The organism is Psychrobacter glaciei (assembly GCF_014652895.1).
GTDB lineage: Bacteria > Pseudomonadota > Gammaproteobacteria > Pseudomonadales > Moraxellaceae > Psychrobacter > Psychrobacter glaciei.
Map to the genome: position 1 here is coordinate 315,376 of NZ_BMZR01000003.1, position 16,639 is coordinate 332,014.

Annotated in this window: 11 protein-coding genes and 1 pseudogene; 9 read left to right on the plus strand and 3 right to left on the minus strand. The window is 44.9% G+C overall.

Annotated features, from left to right (window positions below):
* Nucleotides 1–364: 364 nt before the first annotated feature.
* Together IE130_RS08945 and IE130_RS08950 are read right to left on the minus strand one after the other, a co-directional pair.
* Nucleotides 365–1,111 (minus strand): hypothetical protein, encoded by a 747-nt coding sequence (locus IE130_RS08945; protein ID WP_189584771.1) that lies wholly within the window; start codon nucleotides 1,109–1,111, stop codon nucleotides 365–367.
* A gap of 161 nt (nucleotides 1,112–1,272) precedes the next feature.
* The gene (locus tag IE130_RS08950) at nucleotides 1,273–2,205 is read right to left on the minus strand and encodes a dienelactone hydrolase family protein (RefSeq protein WP_189584774.1); all 933 of its coding nucleotides are present in this window, start codon (nucleotides 2,203–2,205) and stop codon (nucleotides 1,273–1,275) included.
* A gap of 597 nt (nucleotides 2,206–2,802) precedes the next feature.
* Here IE130_RS08950 and IE130_RS08955 point away from each other — a divergent pair.
* The 9 genes from IE130_RS08955 to mmsB all read left to right on the plus strand — a co-directional run bounded on the left by IE130_RS08955 (nucleotide 2,803) and on the right by mmsB (nucleotide 16,374).
* On the plus strand, nucleotides 2,803–3,957 hold the full coding sequence (locus IE130_RS08955; protein WP_201574497.1) for an MFS transporter: 1,155 nt from the start codon (nucleotides 2,803–2,805) through the stop codon (nucleotides 3,955–3,957).
* A 209-nt stretch (nucleotides 3,958–4,166) separates the two neighbouring features.
* Nucleotides 4,167–5,837: a fatty acid--CoA ligase gene (locus tag IE130_RS08960; protein ID WP_189584780.1), complete on the plus strand. Its 1,671-nt coding sequence runs from the start codon at nucleotides 4,167–4,169 to the stop codon at nucleotides 5,835–5,837.
* Between the two features lie 245 nt (nucleotides 5,838–6,082).
* On the plus strand, nucleotides 6,083–8,128 hold the full coding sequence (locus IE130_RS08965) for a propionate--CoA ligase (RefSeq protein ID WP_189584783.1): 2,046 nt from the start codon (nucleotides 6,083–6,085) through the stop codon (nucleotides 8,126–8,128).
* A gap of 160 nt (nucleotides 8,129–8,288) precedes the next feature.
* The gene (locus tag IE130_RS08970; protein WP_010201111.1) at nucleotides 8,289–9,677 is read left to right on the plus strand and encodes a GntP family permease; all 1,389 of its coding nucleotides are present in this window, start codon (nucleotides 8,289–8,291) and stop codon (nucleotides 9,675–9,677) included.
* Between the two features lie 638 nt (nucleotides 9,678–10,315).
* Nucleotides 10,316–11,800 carry a CoA-acylating methylmalonate-semialdehyde dehydrogenase gene (locus tag IE130_RS08975; protein WP_189584786.1) on the plus strand — a complete coding sequence of 495 codons (1,485 nt, stop codon included), beginning with the start codon at nucleotides 10,316–10,318 and terminating at the stop codon, nucleotides 11,798–11,800.
* A gap of 176 nt (nucleotides 11,801–11,976) precedes the next feature.
* Nucleotides 11,977–13,137 (plus strand): acyl-CoA dehydrogenase family protein, encoded by a 1,161-nt coding sequence (locus IE130_RS08980; RefSeq protein ID WP_010201119.1) that lies wholly within the window; start codon nucleotides 11,977–11,979, stop codon nucleotides 13,135–13,137.
* A gap of 105 nt (nucleotides 13,138–13,242) precedes the next feature.
* Entirely contained in the window at nucleotides 13,243–14,025 is a 783-nt protein-coding gene (locus IE130_RS08985; protein WP_189584791.1) for an enoyl-CoA hydratase, read from the plus strand.
* A 57-nt stretch (nucleotides 14,026–14,082) separates the two neighbouring features.
* Nucleotides 14,083–15,315 carry an enoyl-CoA hydratase/isomerase family protein gene (locus IE130_RS08990; RefSeq protein ID WP_189584794.1) on the plus strand — a complete coding sequence of 411 codons (1,233 nt, stop codon included), beginning with the start codon at nucleotides 14,083–14,085 and terminating at the stop codon, nucleotides 15,313–15,315.
* A 123-nt stretch (nucleotides 15,316–15,438) separates the two neighbouring features.
* Complete coding sequence (mmsB, locus tag IE130_RS08995; RefSeq protein WP_189584797.1) at nucleotides 15,439–16,374, plus strand: 3-hydroxyisobutyrate dehydrogenase; 936 nt, start codon at nucleotides 15,439–15,441, stop codon at nucleotides 16,372–16,374.
* A gap of 89 nt (nucleotides 16,375–16,463) precedes the next feature.
* On the opposite strand, the pseudogene IE130_RS14220 reads toward mmsB, so the two are convergent.
* Nucleotides 16,464–16,639, minus strand: a pseudogene (locus IE130_RS14220) (IclR family transcriptional regulator domain-containing protein); the annotation flags it as partial.

Here is a 16,639-nt window from a genome sequence, read left to right on the forward strand (position 1 = left end):
TTGATCAATGATGAGGTGTAGCAATTTAATAGGGTAGTTATGGGTGACTATAAAAATAGTAAATCACTAAATGTAAGCAATTAAATATAAGCAATTAAATATAAGTCACTAAGTTTAGGTCACTAAATATAAGTCACTAAATATAAGCAACTATAAATACCAAGATATGGATAATGACGTATGACAGGCGTAAAGTCTGTTATAAAAAGGATGTCAAAGAGGGCAATATCCCATCGACACCATGAGTTCAATACAAATTGTGATAAACCACCCATATTTTTCAGCGTTTTTCACCGCTGATGGCTTTTAGTGATTATTATTGACGCTGGTTATTTTTGGTCTTGCTTGTGATTGTTTAAATTATTCAAGCTTTTTCAAGCTCAGGACGGGCGCTGTCAATAGTTGCTAATAGCGCTGCTTCAAATTCACCTTCTTCAAACACTACTAAACCTGAATGCGCACTACAAAAATTACGCACGTCACGCCAGTCATGCGCCAAGTTGATGGCCCAATCACAATAATCTTTGCCAGAATTTGGCTCATCTTTGAGTGCTTTTATGGTCGTAGCATGTAAGTTTATACCTGCTTGTACCGCATTAAATCGCTTCGAAGGTGGCGTCTCGATGGTATCGTCGACATACAGACTTTGGCTGGCAGGATGAAATACCAAGAGCGAGCTTGAGTGCACAGAGTCATCAGGGGCAATATAGTGAATGCCTTTTGGCAGTGAAAATTCAAGCTCAGGATAACGCTCGGCGACCGCTGTACTTTCAACGTAATCTGCACTCCAATTCACTTCTGGCACTTCCTTATGGTGACGTGCACTGCCATAAAATAGAGCATGTGGAAAGTCTTTTGCTACTCGCGCACAGTGCACCGTATGAAAAGGATGCACATTGAGTACTGCTTCTATGTCCTGCCCATTATTGGTCAGTGCCATCACTTGCGCGCGGACCTCGCCAGTGAGTGTATAGCTGTCCAGCAGCACAAACTTTCCAGAAGATAATTTTACCAATGCTGATTGATTGCCTATATCAATCATGCCTTGTCTCACGAACGAGCCGCGAATATTCCAAAAACCTGCACCCAAATCATGTATCTGGTCTTTCATTGTAGACAGTCTCCTTTAAGTCATAGCCAATTAAGTCATAGCCAATTTAAAAGGCATCGCTAAATTTAAATTTTCTTAAGCCATATTAAGTTTTCTTAAGTCATAATAGTACGCAAATAAAGGAGTAATTAAAGCAAATGTCACCATTCCTATACACCGCTTTACGAACAGTCTTTATAATCATAAGCAGAGATACGTGGGCTTTTGCTGTAGTTTTCGTTGGCACATAAAAATTTATCGAAGCGTGTGTCATTATTGATATAGCGCTGCATCCACGCGATACCAGGCTTACTCAGCAGTATCTCGTTAAAGCGGTAGGTTGGACAAAAATGACTGCCATTGTCCACCTCAATTTTCATCTTGGGGCCGGTGGCATTATGATAAAAAACATTGGTATATTTCTCATTGGTGGCAATACGGTCACGCTCGCAGGCGATGACTAAAGTTGGTGTCTTTACCTCGCCATAGCTTTTGTCATGATAGGGTGCGAGTGGCATGATGGCTCGTACTGTGCTGCGCTCCTTTGCCAGCTTAAGTGCACCGCCACCGCCCATAGACCAGCCGATAGCGCCCAATCGCTTAGGATCTATCTTATTGCCAACGGTATCATCAGCGATTATGTGGTCTAGTGCGGCATTCAATTGAGTAGCTCTACTATTCGGATCGTCATAGATAGAGTTGGTATCGATAGTGATAACGACGAATCCCCAAGAAGCCAAACGCGGTCCCCACCATTTGATAGCAGCCTCGTAAGACACGTAACCTGGAACCACAGCGATAGCACCTAACAAGCCGCAACCGATAGCATCGGTTGGGTAGTGAATCGTGCCACCACCGAAGCCCTTTGCTGATTGGCGCGCAACGTGTTTGGTACTGACAGAGAAGGGGCCGTTATCACGAGTATCAGAAAGCGCCGCTGCTGTGATTGCGCTATCAGCAATACAGTTTGATGGTAATGTTGGCACTGTGGGTAATGCTTCATTTGCTGAAATAGTCGTGGTTTCTGATAAGCTGACTTCAGCCAAAGTTGGCATAGAAAAAATCAGCGCGCCCATGGTGATAGTGGCTTTTTTAAGCCAAGCATTTTTTATCATGATAAATATTCTTTTAAGTGAAAGTCGTGTACTTGTGCTGAGCGGCTTAGTTATATTGTTTTATCTTATACTTAAGGCAAAACAATAGTAGACATTAATCTTGTCATTGTCAAAGTTGTGCGCTGTCTGCACGGTATCGAATGCGACTAGGTAGCAGTGCAAATTTAAAAGGTAAAGCGAGGCTGCTTTAAAGAAGTGAATTTCTATAGATGACGTGGGCATCATAGACATAAAATCGTTGGTAATTAATGGTTAAATAACAAAGCTAATGTAGTGCCAATAACACATCTAGAACTGAGTATATGGCTTGATGTGATAACATAACCCGCTTGTCTTTACGATATGAATGTATCATTTAAAGAGACTGTCTTACCTTCTGGATTTACTTAACTTCTGGATTTATCGTGCAACTAGATTTGTTGTGCAGCGTGTTTAGAACATAGCTCTGTCACCCGTCTCTCATCCAAGCCAATAACAGGTGTGTATCACTGTCGTGGCATAACCAATAAAGTCAGCCTTCTTGTGAATCATTCTACCGACCAGACCCAAAATACCGTCCCACAGCCTTCTGTCTCACCAAATCATTCAACGTCATGGGTGTTAAAGCTCACCTTTGGCTTGATTGGCATGTTCGCTTTTTTACAAGTGTATTCTATTCAAGCGGTGCTACCCGTCCTGATGGTAGATTTTGCGGCGACTGAAGTGCAAGCCGGTATGATCGTTGGGGCAACCGTGTTAGCAATCGCCATCATGTCACCGTTTTTGGGCATGCTCTCTGATGCGGTCGGGCGTAAGTCATTTATCGTTGGTGCTTTGTTGTTTTTAGCGATACCGACGGCGCTCATTGCGCAAAGCCCTAGCATTGGTTGGATGGGTATATGGCGCTTCATACAAGGACTCTCTGTGCCCGGTATTACTGTGGTGACCATTGCCTATATCGGAGAAGAGTTTGAGGGACGGGCTGTCACTGAGTTGATGTCATTTTATGTCTCAGGCTCGGTATTTGGCGGCTTTATGGGACGGTTTTTGCTCGGGCATTTACACGAGCTTATCGGCTGGCGTGCCGGCTATTATGTGATGGCAGCGATGACGCTGATAGGTGCGCTCTGGGTCGGTAAAATGCTGCCCTCATCGCGTCACTTTGAGGCCAATCCGAACTTTCACTCAGCGATACAGACGCTGGGTGAGCATTTGACCAATCGTTACGTTGTGACAGCCTGTTTGCTTGGTGCTTGTGTATTATTCTCATTAGTTGGCTGTTTTACCTTTATTAATTTGCACTTAACAGGCACACCATATGAGCTCGGTACGGGTGCGCTGGCCAATATTTTTGCGGTGTACTTGATTGGGGTAGTCATTACGCCATTGTCTTCTACATTGCTACGTCGATTCGGTTCAGCACGAACCGTTCGGGTGGCCGTTATTGTGTCGATATTTGGGATGTTATTGACGCTGGTGACGCCACTTTGGGGTATTGTCGTAGGGCTGGCGATTATGTCCTCTGGCGTGTTTGTCACTCAGGCGGCAACGATTAGCTATATCGCGGTCAATGTCAAAAAAGGTCGCTCACTGGCTTCTGGCTTATACTATATGGGCTATTATGCAGGCGGTACCTTAGGGGCATGGCTATGCGGGATAGCGTACGCGCGTGGTCAATGGTCACTTACCGTATGGTTACTATTATTCGTGCAAGTACTGGCATTATCGGTCGCCAGTTTTGGCATGATAAAAACCAAACCTCGAACCACTTAACCTATATATAGCTCGTCAAATATGACATAAAAATCACAGCTACTATCCTAATACTTACGTAAGCAGCCTTTACATGGTTGAGGTTTTTTCTTACTATCATTACAAGGTTTGTCGAGCATATTTTTTATTAAAATAATAATTTCAGTTCGCCTCAAACCCTTTAATAGCCATTAAAATTACTGTAAATAATTAACAAGGACGTCAGATTTATGTCAAATATCTATCACAGTGCGCCAGCTGCTTATGAGTTCCCATTACTGATTAAGCAGTTGTTAAACCGTGCCAAAACCGTCTCACAAGATCAAGAAATCGTTTATGCGGATAAAAAGCGCTTCACTTATAAAGATCTGTTTAATCGTATCAATCGCTTGGCCAATGTTTTAGCCGACCTAAATCTTGATACTGGTGATGTGGTTGCCGTTATGGATTGGGATAGCCATCGCTATTTAGAATCCTACTTTGCGGTGCCAATGTCACAGTATATTTTGCAGACCGTCAATATCCGTCTATCACCAGAAAAAGTGCTGTACACCATCAATCATGCAAAACCAAAAGTGCTGATGCTGAACTCTGAGTTTGCCGCACTGGTGAAGGATTATCAGTTTGAAAACTCCAGTATCGAGCATATTATTTGGCTAGATGATAATGGTATGACGGTAGAAGGCGTTTTTGGTGATAACCAAAGTCGCGTAACGGGTGAGTATGAGGCATTGCTAGAAGCCGCTGATGACACTTTTGATTTTCCAGATTTTGATGAAAACACGATTGCGACGACTTTTTATACCTCAGGCACCACAGGCGATCCAAAAGGCGTGTTTTTTAGCCATCGTCAGTTGGTACTACATAGTATGGCAGAAGCCGCCACGCTGGGTATGTTGCCGAACAAACAAGGCGTGAGTAATGGCGACGTTTATATGCCGATGACGCCGATGTTCCATGTGCATGCATGGGGTTTTCCTTTTACCGCGACCATGGTTGGTCTAAAGCAAGTCTATCCAGGACGTTATGCGCCTGATACTTTGCTGGATTTGATCATCAACGAAAAAGTTAGCATCACCCATTGTGTGCCGACGATTTTGCAAATGGTACTTAAAGAAGCGCAAGATCGAGGTGCCAGTTTTAATGGTCTAAAAATGATCATTGGTGGTTCAAGATTGACCGAAGGGTTAGCAAAATCTGCATTGGCGCAAGATATCGAAGTCTATACGGGCTACGGTATGTCGGAAACAGCACCGCTCATTAGCCTGACAGAATTTAGTCTCAACGAGCCAGAAATGACGGAAGAAGAAGACATCGCTCGCCGTTGTATGACTGGTAAGCCAGTGGTTATGGTGGACGCCCAGATATGGAGTACGAATAATGAGCCAGTTGGTACAGGTGAAGAAAATACGGGCGAGCTGGTACTGCGCGCACCGTGGTTGACCCAAAGCTATCTGAAAAACGATGATGCTGGCAAAGAGCTGTGGGAAAACGGCTATATGCATACTCAGGATATCGCCTATGTACGCCCTGATGGCTACATTAGAATCACGGACCGTCTAAAAGATGTGATTAAATCAGGTGGCGAGTGGATTTCATCATTGGAGATTGAGACGATTTTGTCGCTACATCCATCAGTGGCTGATGTGTCGGTCATTGGCGTTCGTGATAAGCAGTGGGGCGAGCGCCCATTGGCATTAGTGGTGCTCAAGCCTAATGCTCAAGAGACCAAAGTCGAAGATATCAAAGCCATTGCTGAGAAAGCGGTAGAGCGCGGTATCATCCCTAAGTATGGTGTGCCCAGTCAGTTCAAGTTCGTTGATGAATTGCCCAAAACTTCTGTAGGCAAGCATGACAAAAAAGTCATGCGTGAGATGTATGCCGATCAGACCGAAGTATAACTTTACGTGTCTCATTATCTAAAGTCGTTAGCTGTTAAAGTATTTAAATGTTCATTATGATCGAACAGATTAAACGCTTAACAGTTGACCTTTATTGTTAGCTCTGCTACATTTTAAACCGATACATAATGTATCGGTTTTTCAGTTCTGGCACGGATGACCAGTACCTCATTACGATATTGTTTATCACAACTATATTCAAAACTATATTGCATCATATCTTGTTTACGCTAAGGACAGCTATTATGAGCGACCCAATCAACAACCAAGTAGCAACCGAACTTTCTGAAAATGGCCAAACTCAAGCCACTCAGACCCCGAGCTTTGCTGATATTTACCACAGCTCTATCAACGATCGCGAGCAATTCTGGGCAGAGCAAGCGAAACGTATCTACTGGCATAAAGAGCCGGAACAAATCCTTGATGACAGTAATTTGCCGTTTGCTAAATGGTTCGTCGGCGGTGAGACCAATCTCTGCTATAACTGCGTCGATCGCCACCTGCCTGATCGTGCTGAGCAAGATGCTTTTATTTGGCTGTCCTCAGAGATCAATCAAGAGCTAATAGAAACCTTTCCCACTGTGGCTGACGCTTTTAGCAATCTAGGCAATAACGTTGAGTTCTATACAGACTATACCAAGCGTCGCCTAACCTATAATGACTTGTATAAAGAGGTCAACTACTTCGCAGATGTGCTGCAACGTCATGGTGTTGGAGAGGGCGATCGAGTCATTATTTATATGCCGATGATTTTGGAAGCCGCTTATGCTATGTTGGCTTGTGCGCGTATCGGTGCCATTCATTCAGTGGTATTTGGTGGGTTTGCCGCGCACAATTTAGCCATTCGTATGGATGATGCCGAGGCAAAAATGGTCATCACTGTCGATGCTGGTCTGCGCGGTGGTAAAGTTATCAATTACAAAAACCTTGTCAATCAAGGGGTAGAGCAAGCGACAGCCAAGCCTGAGCATGTATTGGTCGTTGATCGTGGTATTTTACCTTTTGCAGCGCAAGCGATAGATATCGATTATGCGACTGAGCGCCGCATCAGCTGCGAGGCCAATGCCATCGTTGAGCCAGTATGGTTAGAGTCCAATACGCCATCGTATCTACTTTACACTTCTGGTACGACCGGCACTCCTAAAGGGGTGCAGCGTGACACGGGCGGTCATGCCGTGGCGTTAACGACCTCGATGGACTATATTTATAATGGTAAAGCCGGTGAGACCTTTTGGGCGATATCCGATATTGGCTGGGCAGTGGGTCACTCTTATACTATTTATGCGCCCTTGCTGGCAGGTATGACCAGCGTCATGTACGAAGGTCTACCGCATCGTCCCAATCCGGGCATCTGGTGGCGTATCGTTGAGGCCAACAAGGTGAATATTCTTTTCACCGCGCCTACAGGTGTGCGTATGCTCAAAAAGCAAGATGAAACTTGGATGACACGCTATGATGTCTCTAGTCTTAAATCTTTCTTTTTAGCCGGTGAGCCGCTTGATCAGTCCACAGCAGATTGGTTAAAGAAACATCTGGGTGTGCCTATTTTAGATCATTACTGGCAAACCGAGTCCGGCTGGCCCATCCTAAGCAATACCCCAAAATTTGATGATAAACCGCACAAGCAAGGCTCACCTGGTTATCCGATGTATGGCTATGATGCGCATGTGATCAATGAAAAAACAGGCGAGCGTTGCGCTGCGGGCGAAAAAGGCTTGCTGGCAATTACTGCGCCACTACCACCTGGCTGCCTGACAACCGTATGGCGTAACGATGAGCGTTTTATTAGCAGCTACTTTAGTTTAGCTGATGGCAATGAGTACTCTACATCAGACTATGCCGTAACTGATGAGGATGGTTGCTTTTATATCCTCGGCCGTACCGATGATGTCATCAATGTCGCTGGTCATCGGATTGGTACTCAAGAGATTGAGGAGGCGATTAGCACCCATCCTGAGATGGCTGAGTGTGCCGTTGTGGGCATTCATGATGAGCTGAAAGGCGAGTTACCCATCGCGTTTTGTGTGCTAAGAGACCACACCCAAGTGGCCACAACCGAAAATCGCTTTCGCCTTGAGCAACAAATCATTGGCGCAGTCGTCAAGTCGCTTGGCGGCATTGCGCGTCCAGCAGCGGTTTATTTTCCGCAATCAGTACCAAAGACCCGTTCTGGTAAAATACTACGCCGCGCCATACGTGCGCTGGCCGAAAACAAGCCCACAGGAGATATGTCAACACTCGACAATCCAGCAGCGATTGATGCGATTAAGCAGTCTATGAAAGATTATTAGAAAATAATCAGCCTAGGTTTTTTGGTTAAAGTGTGTTTGATCTTCAAAAATAGTCTCTGTCGGAGCTATGGTCGAATATCTAGCACACTTTAAGAGAATACCCAATTTTACCTAGCGCATTTCTACGACTTATTCGTTTGCGTTAAAGGAAGTTGCTGTTATGGATATTTTTGCCATTGTATTGTCTTTGGTATTGTTAATGTATTTTGCTTATCGAGGAGTGAGTGTTTTAATACTAGCCCCTGTTCTTGCCATTCTAGCTGTTGTTCTAAGCGGCGTTGGCAGTCAAAGCATGGGAATGTATACCCAGATATTTATGGAGGGGATGGGCAGCTTTGCGGTTAAGTATTTTCCCTTATTTTTACTCGGGGCTATTTTTGGCAAGCTGATGCAAGACTCAGGCTATGCTTATGCCATTGCCAAAACTTTAGTGACAAGATTAGGAGACAAGCATGCCATGCTATCGGTGGTATTGGCTTGCGCTATTCTTACTTATGGCGGTGTATCCGCTTTTGTGGTTACTTTTGCCATATACCCGATTGCCGCTGCTTTGTTCAGACACGTTAATATTCCCAAAAGATTGATACCGGGTGCGATTTGTATTGGTGCCTTAACACTGACCATGACCGCATTACCGGGTACCCCTTCAATTCATAACGCTATTCCCATGCCTTACTTTGAGACAGATGCGTTTGCAGCCCCTGGATTAGGCATTATTGCCGCAATAATTATGCTGGGTGGCGGTATGTTATGGATGAGTCGCCAACTTCGTATTGCCCGTGTGAATAATGAAGGGTATGGCAATCATACTTTAAATGAACAAGACAGCCCTTCGAATAACGATATACCCAATTTCTGGCTAGCACTATTGCCCATTGTCATCGTCATATCAGGCAATTATGTCTTTTCAAAGATCATAATACCTTTGTGGAGCAACAGCTACTTAGCTGATGAAAAATTTGGAGGGGTAGAACTAAGCTCGGTCATTGGTATTTGGTCCATAATTTTATCGTTGGTTTTGGCTTGTATTTTTGTTATGGCATTTAATTTTAGAAAAATGGACAGTGTAAAAGAAAGTTTAAACAAAGGCGCAATGGGATCTTTACTGCCGATTTTTAATACGGCATCAGAGGTGGGCTATGGGTCTGTTATTGCGACGCTTGCAGGCTTTGCCATTATCAAACAATACCTTATGGGGTTTGCGCCAGGCAATCCATTGATATCTGAAGCGATCATGATTAATGTTTTAGCGGGTATCACAGGATCAGCGTCTGGTGGTTTGGGTATTGCCCTAGAGATTATGGGCGCAAGTTATATGCAATTAGCAGAGCAATATAATATTGACCCTGAACTGATGCATCGTATTGCTTCTTTAGCAGCAGGTGGGCTGGACTCATTACCACATAACGGGGCCATCATAACCATGCTCGCTATTTGTGGGCTCACCCATAGAGAGTCCTATAGAGATATCTTTGTGACGGCTGTCTTAGTCCCGTTGATAGCACTAATCACAGTGATTACCTTAGGAACAATGTTTGGGTCGTTTTAATCCTTTGTAGAATGATAGTTTGTTACCTAGAAACAAGGTAAACGCTTTAATTTATATATAAAACTTGTTTATATTGCTATTTATGTTGTTTTTTACTCATATTTCACCTTTGAGCTCATGGACTCTCATGGGCTTTTTTTGTTCTTAAATTTTACTCTTGGTGTTTCAGCTATAGTCAAAGAATTTTAGAATCGCTACAAGGCGACCGACCGCAGCTAGTACACTTAGCGCATTTAGGACGGGTAACACCGTAGCGGTTTAACAGTGCCTTGACTATATCAATAGATAATGGCTGATATAAATTTATGATGTCTATGTTTAACGTTCAGGTTTAAAGTTCAGCTTTGACATTCAGGTCTAGCGTCCATATTTACCGTCAAAAATACCACTCGGAAGGCTAATAGACTTTTACCAGCGTCCATACTAACAAGGATATTTTTCTTTAGAAGGAACTCCTTTACTAAAACTTTAACAAAGCCCTTGACCCTAAAATTGTTTTATTGTTATAGTCAATAACGATACGTAATAAATCATTTTATAATTAATGTGATTTGTAGCAACCTATGAATTTTTAATCCTCCTCATAACTATAAAGATACCGTTACGCGGTAGTCTCGCAAACAAGATAAGGATATCTTATGCACCACGTTCAGCAGCTCATCAATGGCCAGTTTGTTGATTCTAATACCAGCGAGTGGATTGATATCACCGATCCTGCCACCCAAGAAGTCATCGCAAAAGTTCCACAGACCACAGATGATGAGATTAACCAAGCCGTTGCTGCTGCCCAAGCGGCTTTTCAGACTTGGCGCAAAACACCGATTACCACTCGTGCTCGTATCTTTTTAAGATACCAAGCGTTGATCCGTGAGCATATGGATGAACTGGCAGCAATCTTGACCGCTGAACAAGGCAAAACGATTGCAGATGCCCGTGGTGATGTATTCCGTGGCCTAGAAGTGGTCGAGCATGCCGCAGGTATTGCAAATTTACAGGTCGGCGATTTCGTTGAAAACGTGGCCTCGGATGTGGATACCTACAGTATTTGGCAGCCACTTGGCGTCTGTGCAGGCATTACACCCTTTAACTTCCCAGCGATGATTCCGCTTTGGATGTTCCCGATGGCGATTGCTACGGGCAATACTTTTATTTTAAAGCCTTCTGAGCAAGATCCAATGGTCACCATGCGTTTGGTGGAGTTGGCAGTCGAAGCGGGCGTACCCGAAGGCGTGCTAAACGTGGTACATGGCGGCAAAGCGACCGTTGATGCTATTTGTGACCATCCCGATATCAAGGCGGTTTCTTTTGTTGGATCAACCAACGTCGGCAAACACGTCTACGAGCGTGCCAGCAAATCAGGCAAGCGTGCCCAGTGTATGATGGGTGCCAAAAACCATGGCGTTATCTTACCTGACGCCAATAAAGAGCAAACACTTAATCAACTAGCGGGTGCCGCCTTTGGTGCTGCTGGTCAACGTTGTATGGCGCTGTCAGTCGTGGTGTTAGTCGGTGCTGCTGGTGAGTGGATTGATGACATTAAAGCCAAAGCAGAAGGCTTAATCGTCTCAGCTGGTAAGCATGATAAAGACTTAGGCCCACTTATTTCTCCTGCCGCCAAGGCTCGTGTTGAGCATTTGATTGGTACAGGCGTAGAAGAAGGCGCTAGTCTGTTGCTTGATGGTCGCGGTATCACCGTCGAAGGCTATGAAAAAGGCAACTTCGTCGGGCCAACTATCTTTGATAATGTCACAAGCGATATGCAGATTTATAAAGAAGAAATTTTTGGTCCAGTGCTTTGTATTATGCGTGCCGCCAGCCTTGATGAAGCGATTGAGCTGCTTAATGCCAATCCACATGGTAATGGTACGGCTATCTTTACCCAGTCAGGCGCTGCAGCGCATAAATTCCAGCAAGACATTCAGGTCGGTCAAATCGGTATCAACTTGCCGATTCCTGTGCCGCTACCGATGTTCTCATTCTCAGGCTCACGTGCCAGTAAGCTCGGCGATCTCGGTCCTTATGGTAAGCAAGCCGTTCAGTTTTATACTCAGACCAAGACAGTAACTGCGCGCTGGTTTGATGATGAGGCGAGCCGCGGCGTCAATACCACTATTTCAATTTAATCGTTAATCCACTATACGTGTGGTATAGCGCCACTCATGTTTAATATGTTTTTTAATATCAAAGCATAATTTTGTGATGGTCGTTATGCCACTGCTATACTGTATAAACGATATTAAACGAATGACTCATCAAACCTGAGTCACCATATTTGCTTTGCAAGCACAAGGATGATCTTATGGATTTCTCATTGACAGACGACCAAATTGCCTTTCGCCAAACTGCCAGACAGTTTGCGCAAAAAGAGCTAAAGCCAAATGCCGCTGAGTGGGATCGCACCTCACATTTCCCAGTCGATGTTATCAAAAAATCAGGTGAGCTTGGGTTTTTGGGGCTGTATACCAATCCAGACTATGACGGTTTAGGATTACCGCGCTTAGATTCTGCTATGGTTTTTGAAGAGTTGGCATGGGGTGATACGTCTGTGGCGGCTTATATGAGTATTCATAATATGGCAGGCTGGATGATCGGTGAATATGGTAGCGATGTCCTATGCAAAAAATATTTGCCGAAGATGGTCAGCGGTGAATGGCTGGGCAGCTACTGCTTGACAGAAGCTAATGCTGGTTCTGATGCGGCCTCATTGCGTACCAAGGCTGATAAGCAAGGCGACCATTATGTGCTTAATGGGGAAAAAGCCTTTATCTCCGGTGCTGGTGAGACTGATGTCTTGGTAGTGATGGCACGGACAGGTGGTGCAGGGCCAAAAGGCATCTCAGCATTCGTTATCGATGCGCATAGCGCTGGTATTGAATATGGCAAAAATGAGCATAAGATGGGCTGGAAAGCGCAGCCAACGCGAACCATTAGCTTTAAAGACGTCAAAGTGCCAGCAGAAAACTTAATAGGCGAGGAAGGTCAAGGCTTTCGTATCGCTATGAAAGGCTTAGATGGTGGACGTATCAATATCGGTATCTGTGCAGTTGGTACGGCACAGTCAGCGCTAGAGACCGCAACCAATTATGTGCAGGAGCGTAGTCAATTTGGTAGCCAGATTGCCAGCTTGCAATCAGTACAGTTCAAGCTTGCTGACATGCTGACGCAAACCATTACTGCACGGCAAATGCTGTATTTGGCGGCTAGTAAAGTCGATAACAATGATGGACAAGCGTCTACCTACTGCGCCATGGCAAAGCGTCTCTCGACTGACCTTTGTTTTGATGTCGCCAATGAAGCGCTACAGCTACACGGTGGCTATGGCTATCTAAATGAATATCCACTTGAGCGCCATGTGCGAGATTTGCGTGTCCATCAGATTTTGGAAGGCACCAATGAGATTATGCGAGTGATTGTCTCGCGGCAGCTATTACAGGACGATGCGTTGGATCAATTACGTTAACTGCATTAGTCAGCTAATCTGGCTTAGCTATGATTAGCTGCAGCTTTTGTACCTAGCGCCTAACCAATAAACCATACCAAATTCAGATAAAATAAAGGACTATTTATGACGGATTATACCAATCTCAAGTTATCGATTGACGGTCATACTGCTACTGTGACATTGAATAACCCGCCAGCCCATACATGGACAATGGATAGTCTGCCGGCGCTAAAGCAGCTGGTGACTGATCTTAACGCCAATGATGATGTTTATGCCTTAATCATTCATGGCGATGGTGAGAAATTCTTTTCAGCGGGTGCGGATTTGAATAATTTCTCGGATGGTGACAAGGGTCGAGCAATAAGCATGGCCATCGCGTTCGGTGAAGCGTTTGAAGCGTTGTCGGCTTATCGCGGTGTCAGTATTGCGGTTATCAACGGCTATGCCATGGGCGGCGGACTTGAGTGTGCATTGGCATGTGACATTCGTATCGCAGAAGCACATGCGCAGATGGCCTTACCAGAAGCTGGTGTTGGTTTATTGCCATGCGCGGGTGGCACACAAAATCTAACAGCTTTAGTGGGTGAAGGTTGGGCAAAGCGCATGATATTGTGCGGCGAGCGTATCGATGCAGATACCGCATTACGTATCGGCTTGGTTGAAGAAGTCGCTGCTAAAGGGGAAGGGCTACAAGCAGCACAAAAGCTTGCGCAAAAAGTCGCTAAGCAATCACCCGTTGCCGTTAGTTATTCTAAAACACTTATTCAAGCCGCTAGAAATACCCCGCCTGCGCAAAACCTTATCCATGAGCGCGAAGCTTTCGTGAAATTGTTCGACACCAACGATCAGCGCGAAGGTGTACAAGCATTTTTAGAGAAGCGCAAACCTACTTGGCAAAATAAATAGTCTGTAGGCATGTCTTGATATTTACTTTACTCATTTTAATTTTGGTAGGTCTCTTTTATGACAGCAGCAACAGAAAACACAGAACAAGCAGCGCCTGTATTGTTCAATACTGAACCGACAGAGTGTGGCCATCTCATTGGTATCATGACGTTAAATACCCCAAAATCACTCAATGCCTTAAGTGTTGAGATGTGTCAATTGTTATCACAACAGTTAGAGCAATGGAAAAGTGATGAGCACGTAGTGGCGATACTATTAAAAGGAGCAGGCGATAAGGCGTTTTGTGCTGGCGGGGATATCCGCAAGCTTTATGACAGTATGTCGGAAACTGCGCCAATGCCAAACCCTTATGCGACTGAGTTTTTCAGCCATGAGTATCGTCTATACCGCCAAATGCACTTTTATACTAAGCCATTAATACTATGGGGTGACGGCATTATTATGGGCGGTGGCATGGGATTGATGTCAGGTTGCAGCCATCGTCTGGTCACCGAGCGTACTCGCTTTGCGATGCCAGAAGTGACTATTGGACTGTTCCCCGATGCTTCTGGCAGTTGGTTTTTGCAGCGTATGCCAGCCAAAGCAGGTTTGTTCTTAGGGCTAACGGGTGCGATGTGTAATGGCAACGACGCAATGTTGGCTAACCTTGCAGAGTATGCTGTCGCCAGTAGTGATTATGATGCCGTCATACAAAGTTTAAAACAGAGCGATTGGCAGGTTGCAGCTAGTAGTACGGATAAATGTGATAACAATAGTGCCTACAGTATCGTTAGCCGTGCACTGGCAGCACAGCAAGTTGCCGAGTTGCCTGCTAGTAAGCTAGCAACATATTGGCAACCTATCCAGCAATTGATGAATAGCGGCGGTCTAGGCGATATTGATGCACTCCTACAAAGCGACGAGGCATTGGCAAATCTAGATGCAAACTTTGCTGATGATAGCTGGACGCAGCGAGCAGTGACCACTTATCGCCAAGGTTGCCCAGTTACCGTTGCTTTGACCTATGCGCTTTATCATAAAGTCACAGATTTATCGATAGAGCAGGTTCTATATTTAGAGACCAATGTGGCGGTACATTGTGCGGCCAATCCTGACTTTAGAGAAGGCGTACGTGCGCTATTGATTGATAAAGATCGCAATCCGCAATGGTCGCGTTCATTAGCCGACTGTCTCAGTACCGAAGGTCAGAATTACATTCATCAGCACTTTGTGAACCCTTATTCTAAAGGCGAGCATCCCTTGGGCGATTGGTTGGGTGATGAGGCAGCAGGCAATCAGCTGGTGCGTTAAAGACTGGATGTGTCAATTCAATATAAATTAAACTCAAATGAACAGCGTACAACTATATATGTAGCATTATATATAGCAATGCCTGCACGCATAATCAATACTTAACCATCAAGGAATGATGAGATGAATACAAAGGATGTAAATGCCACCAGTAGCGATACTACTAAGCCAAATATTGCCTTTATTGGGCTTGGTAATATGGGCGCACCGATGGCAGAAAACTTGTTAAAAGCAGGTTATACACTATCTGTCTATGATTTGTCTGAGGACGCGACTCAGCGTTTACAGCAAGCGGGTGCCAGCGTGGCTGATAGCCCGAAAGATGCTGCAAACAATGCCCAAGTCGTCATTAGTATGTTACCAGCTGGCAAGCACGTCCATTCTGTCTATCTTGGAGATAGTGGTCTGCTGGCGAATTTACCAAAAGGCACCTTGGTCATCGATAGCAGTACGATAGCTGCAGCTGATGCAAGGACGGTAGCAGAGGCGGCAAGTGAGCTTGGCATCGACTTCCTAGATGCGCCAGTCTCAGGCGGTACGGGCGGCGCTATTGCAGGCAGTTTGACTTTCATCGTAGGCGGCAGTGCTGATGCGTTTGCCAAAGCAGAGCCAATACTAGCCGTTATGGGCAAAAACATCTTTCATGCAGGTGACCACGGTGCCGGACAAGTCGCAAAAATCTGTAATAACATGCTGTTAGGTATTCTCATGGCAGGGACGGCAGAGGCGATCAATTTGGGTGTCAAAAACGGCTTAGATCCAAAAGTTCTGTCGGATATTATGCTACAAAGCTCAGGTCGTAACTGGACACTAGAAGTCTACAACCCTTATCCGCAAGTAATGGAAAATGTCCCATCCAGTAATGGTTACCAAGGCGGCTTTATGAGTAAGCTGATGCAAAAAGATCTGAATCTTGCGATGCAAACTGCTCAGGACACCAATGTTGAGACACCAATGGGTGCCAAGGCGACAGAGCTGTATGAAGCTCACACAGTAGAGAATGGTGATAGGGACTTTTCTAGCATCATGGGTCGTCATGACGCATCGTTGCTGTCTTAGAAATACCAAGACTTATAGATAAAAAAAGGTCTGCGCTAGTATTATAGCGCAGACCTTTTTTTTGAGTTTGGTTTTGATTGTCAATGTTGTTAATTTTGTAGGTCATATACTAGCGTCTGCACATCCTGCGCAGCTTTTCGCAGTCTTGGTACATGGGTCAACAGCTCGTCTAGCGACACGCGTATGGTTGGTGCATGCAAATAGAGAGAAGCTAGATAGCGTGACTTCTTGTCCAATATAGGCACAGCGACTGCCACCATCTCAG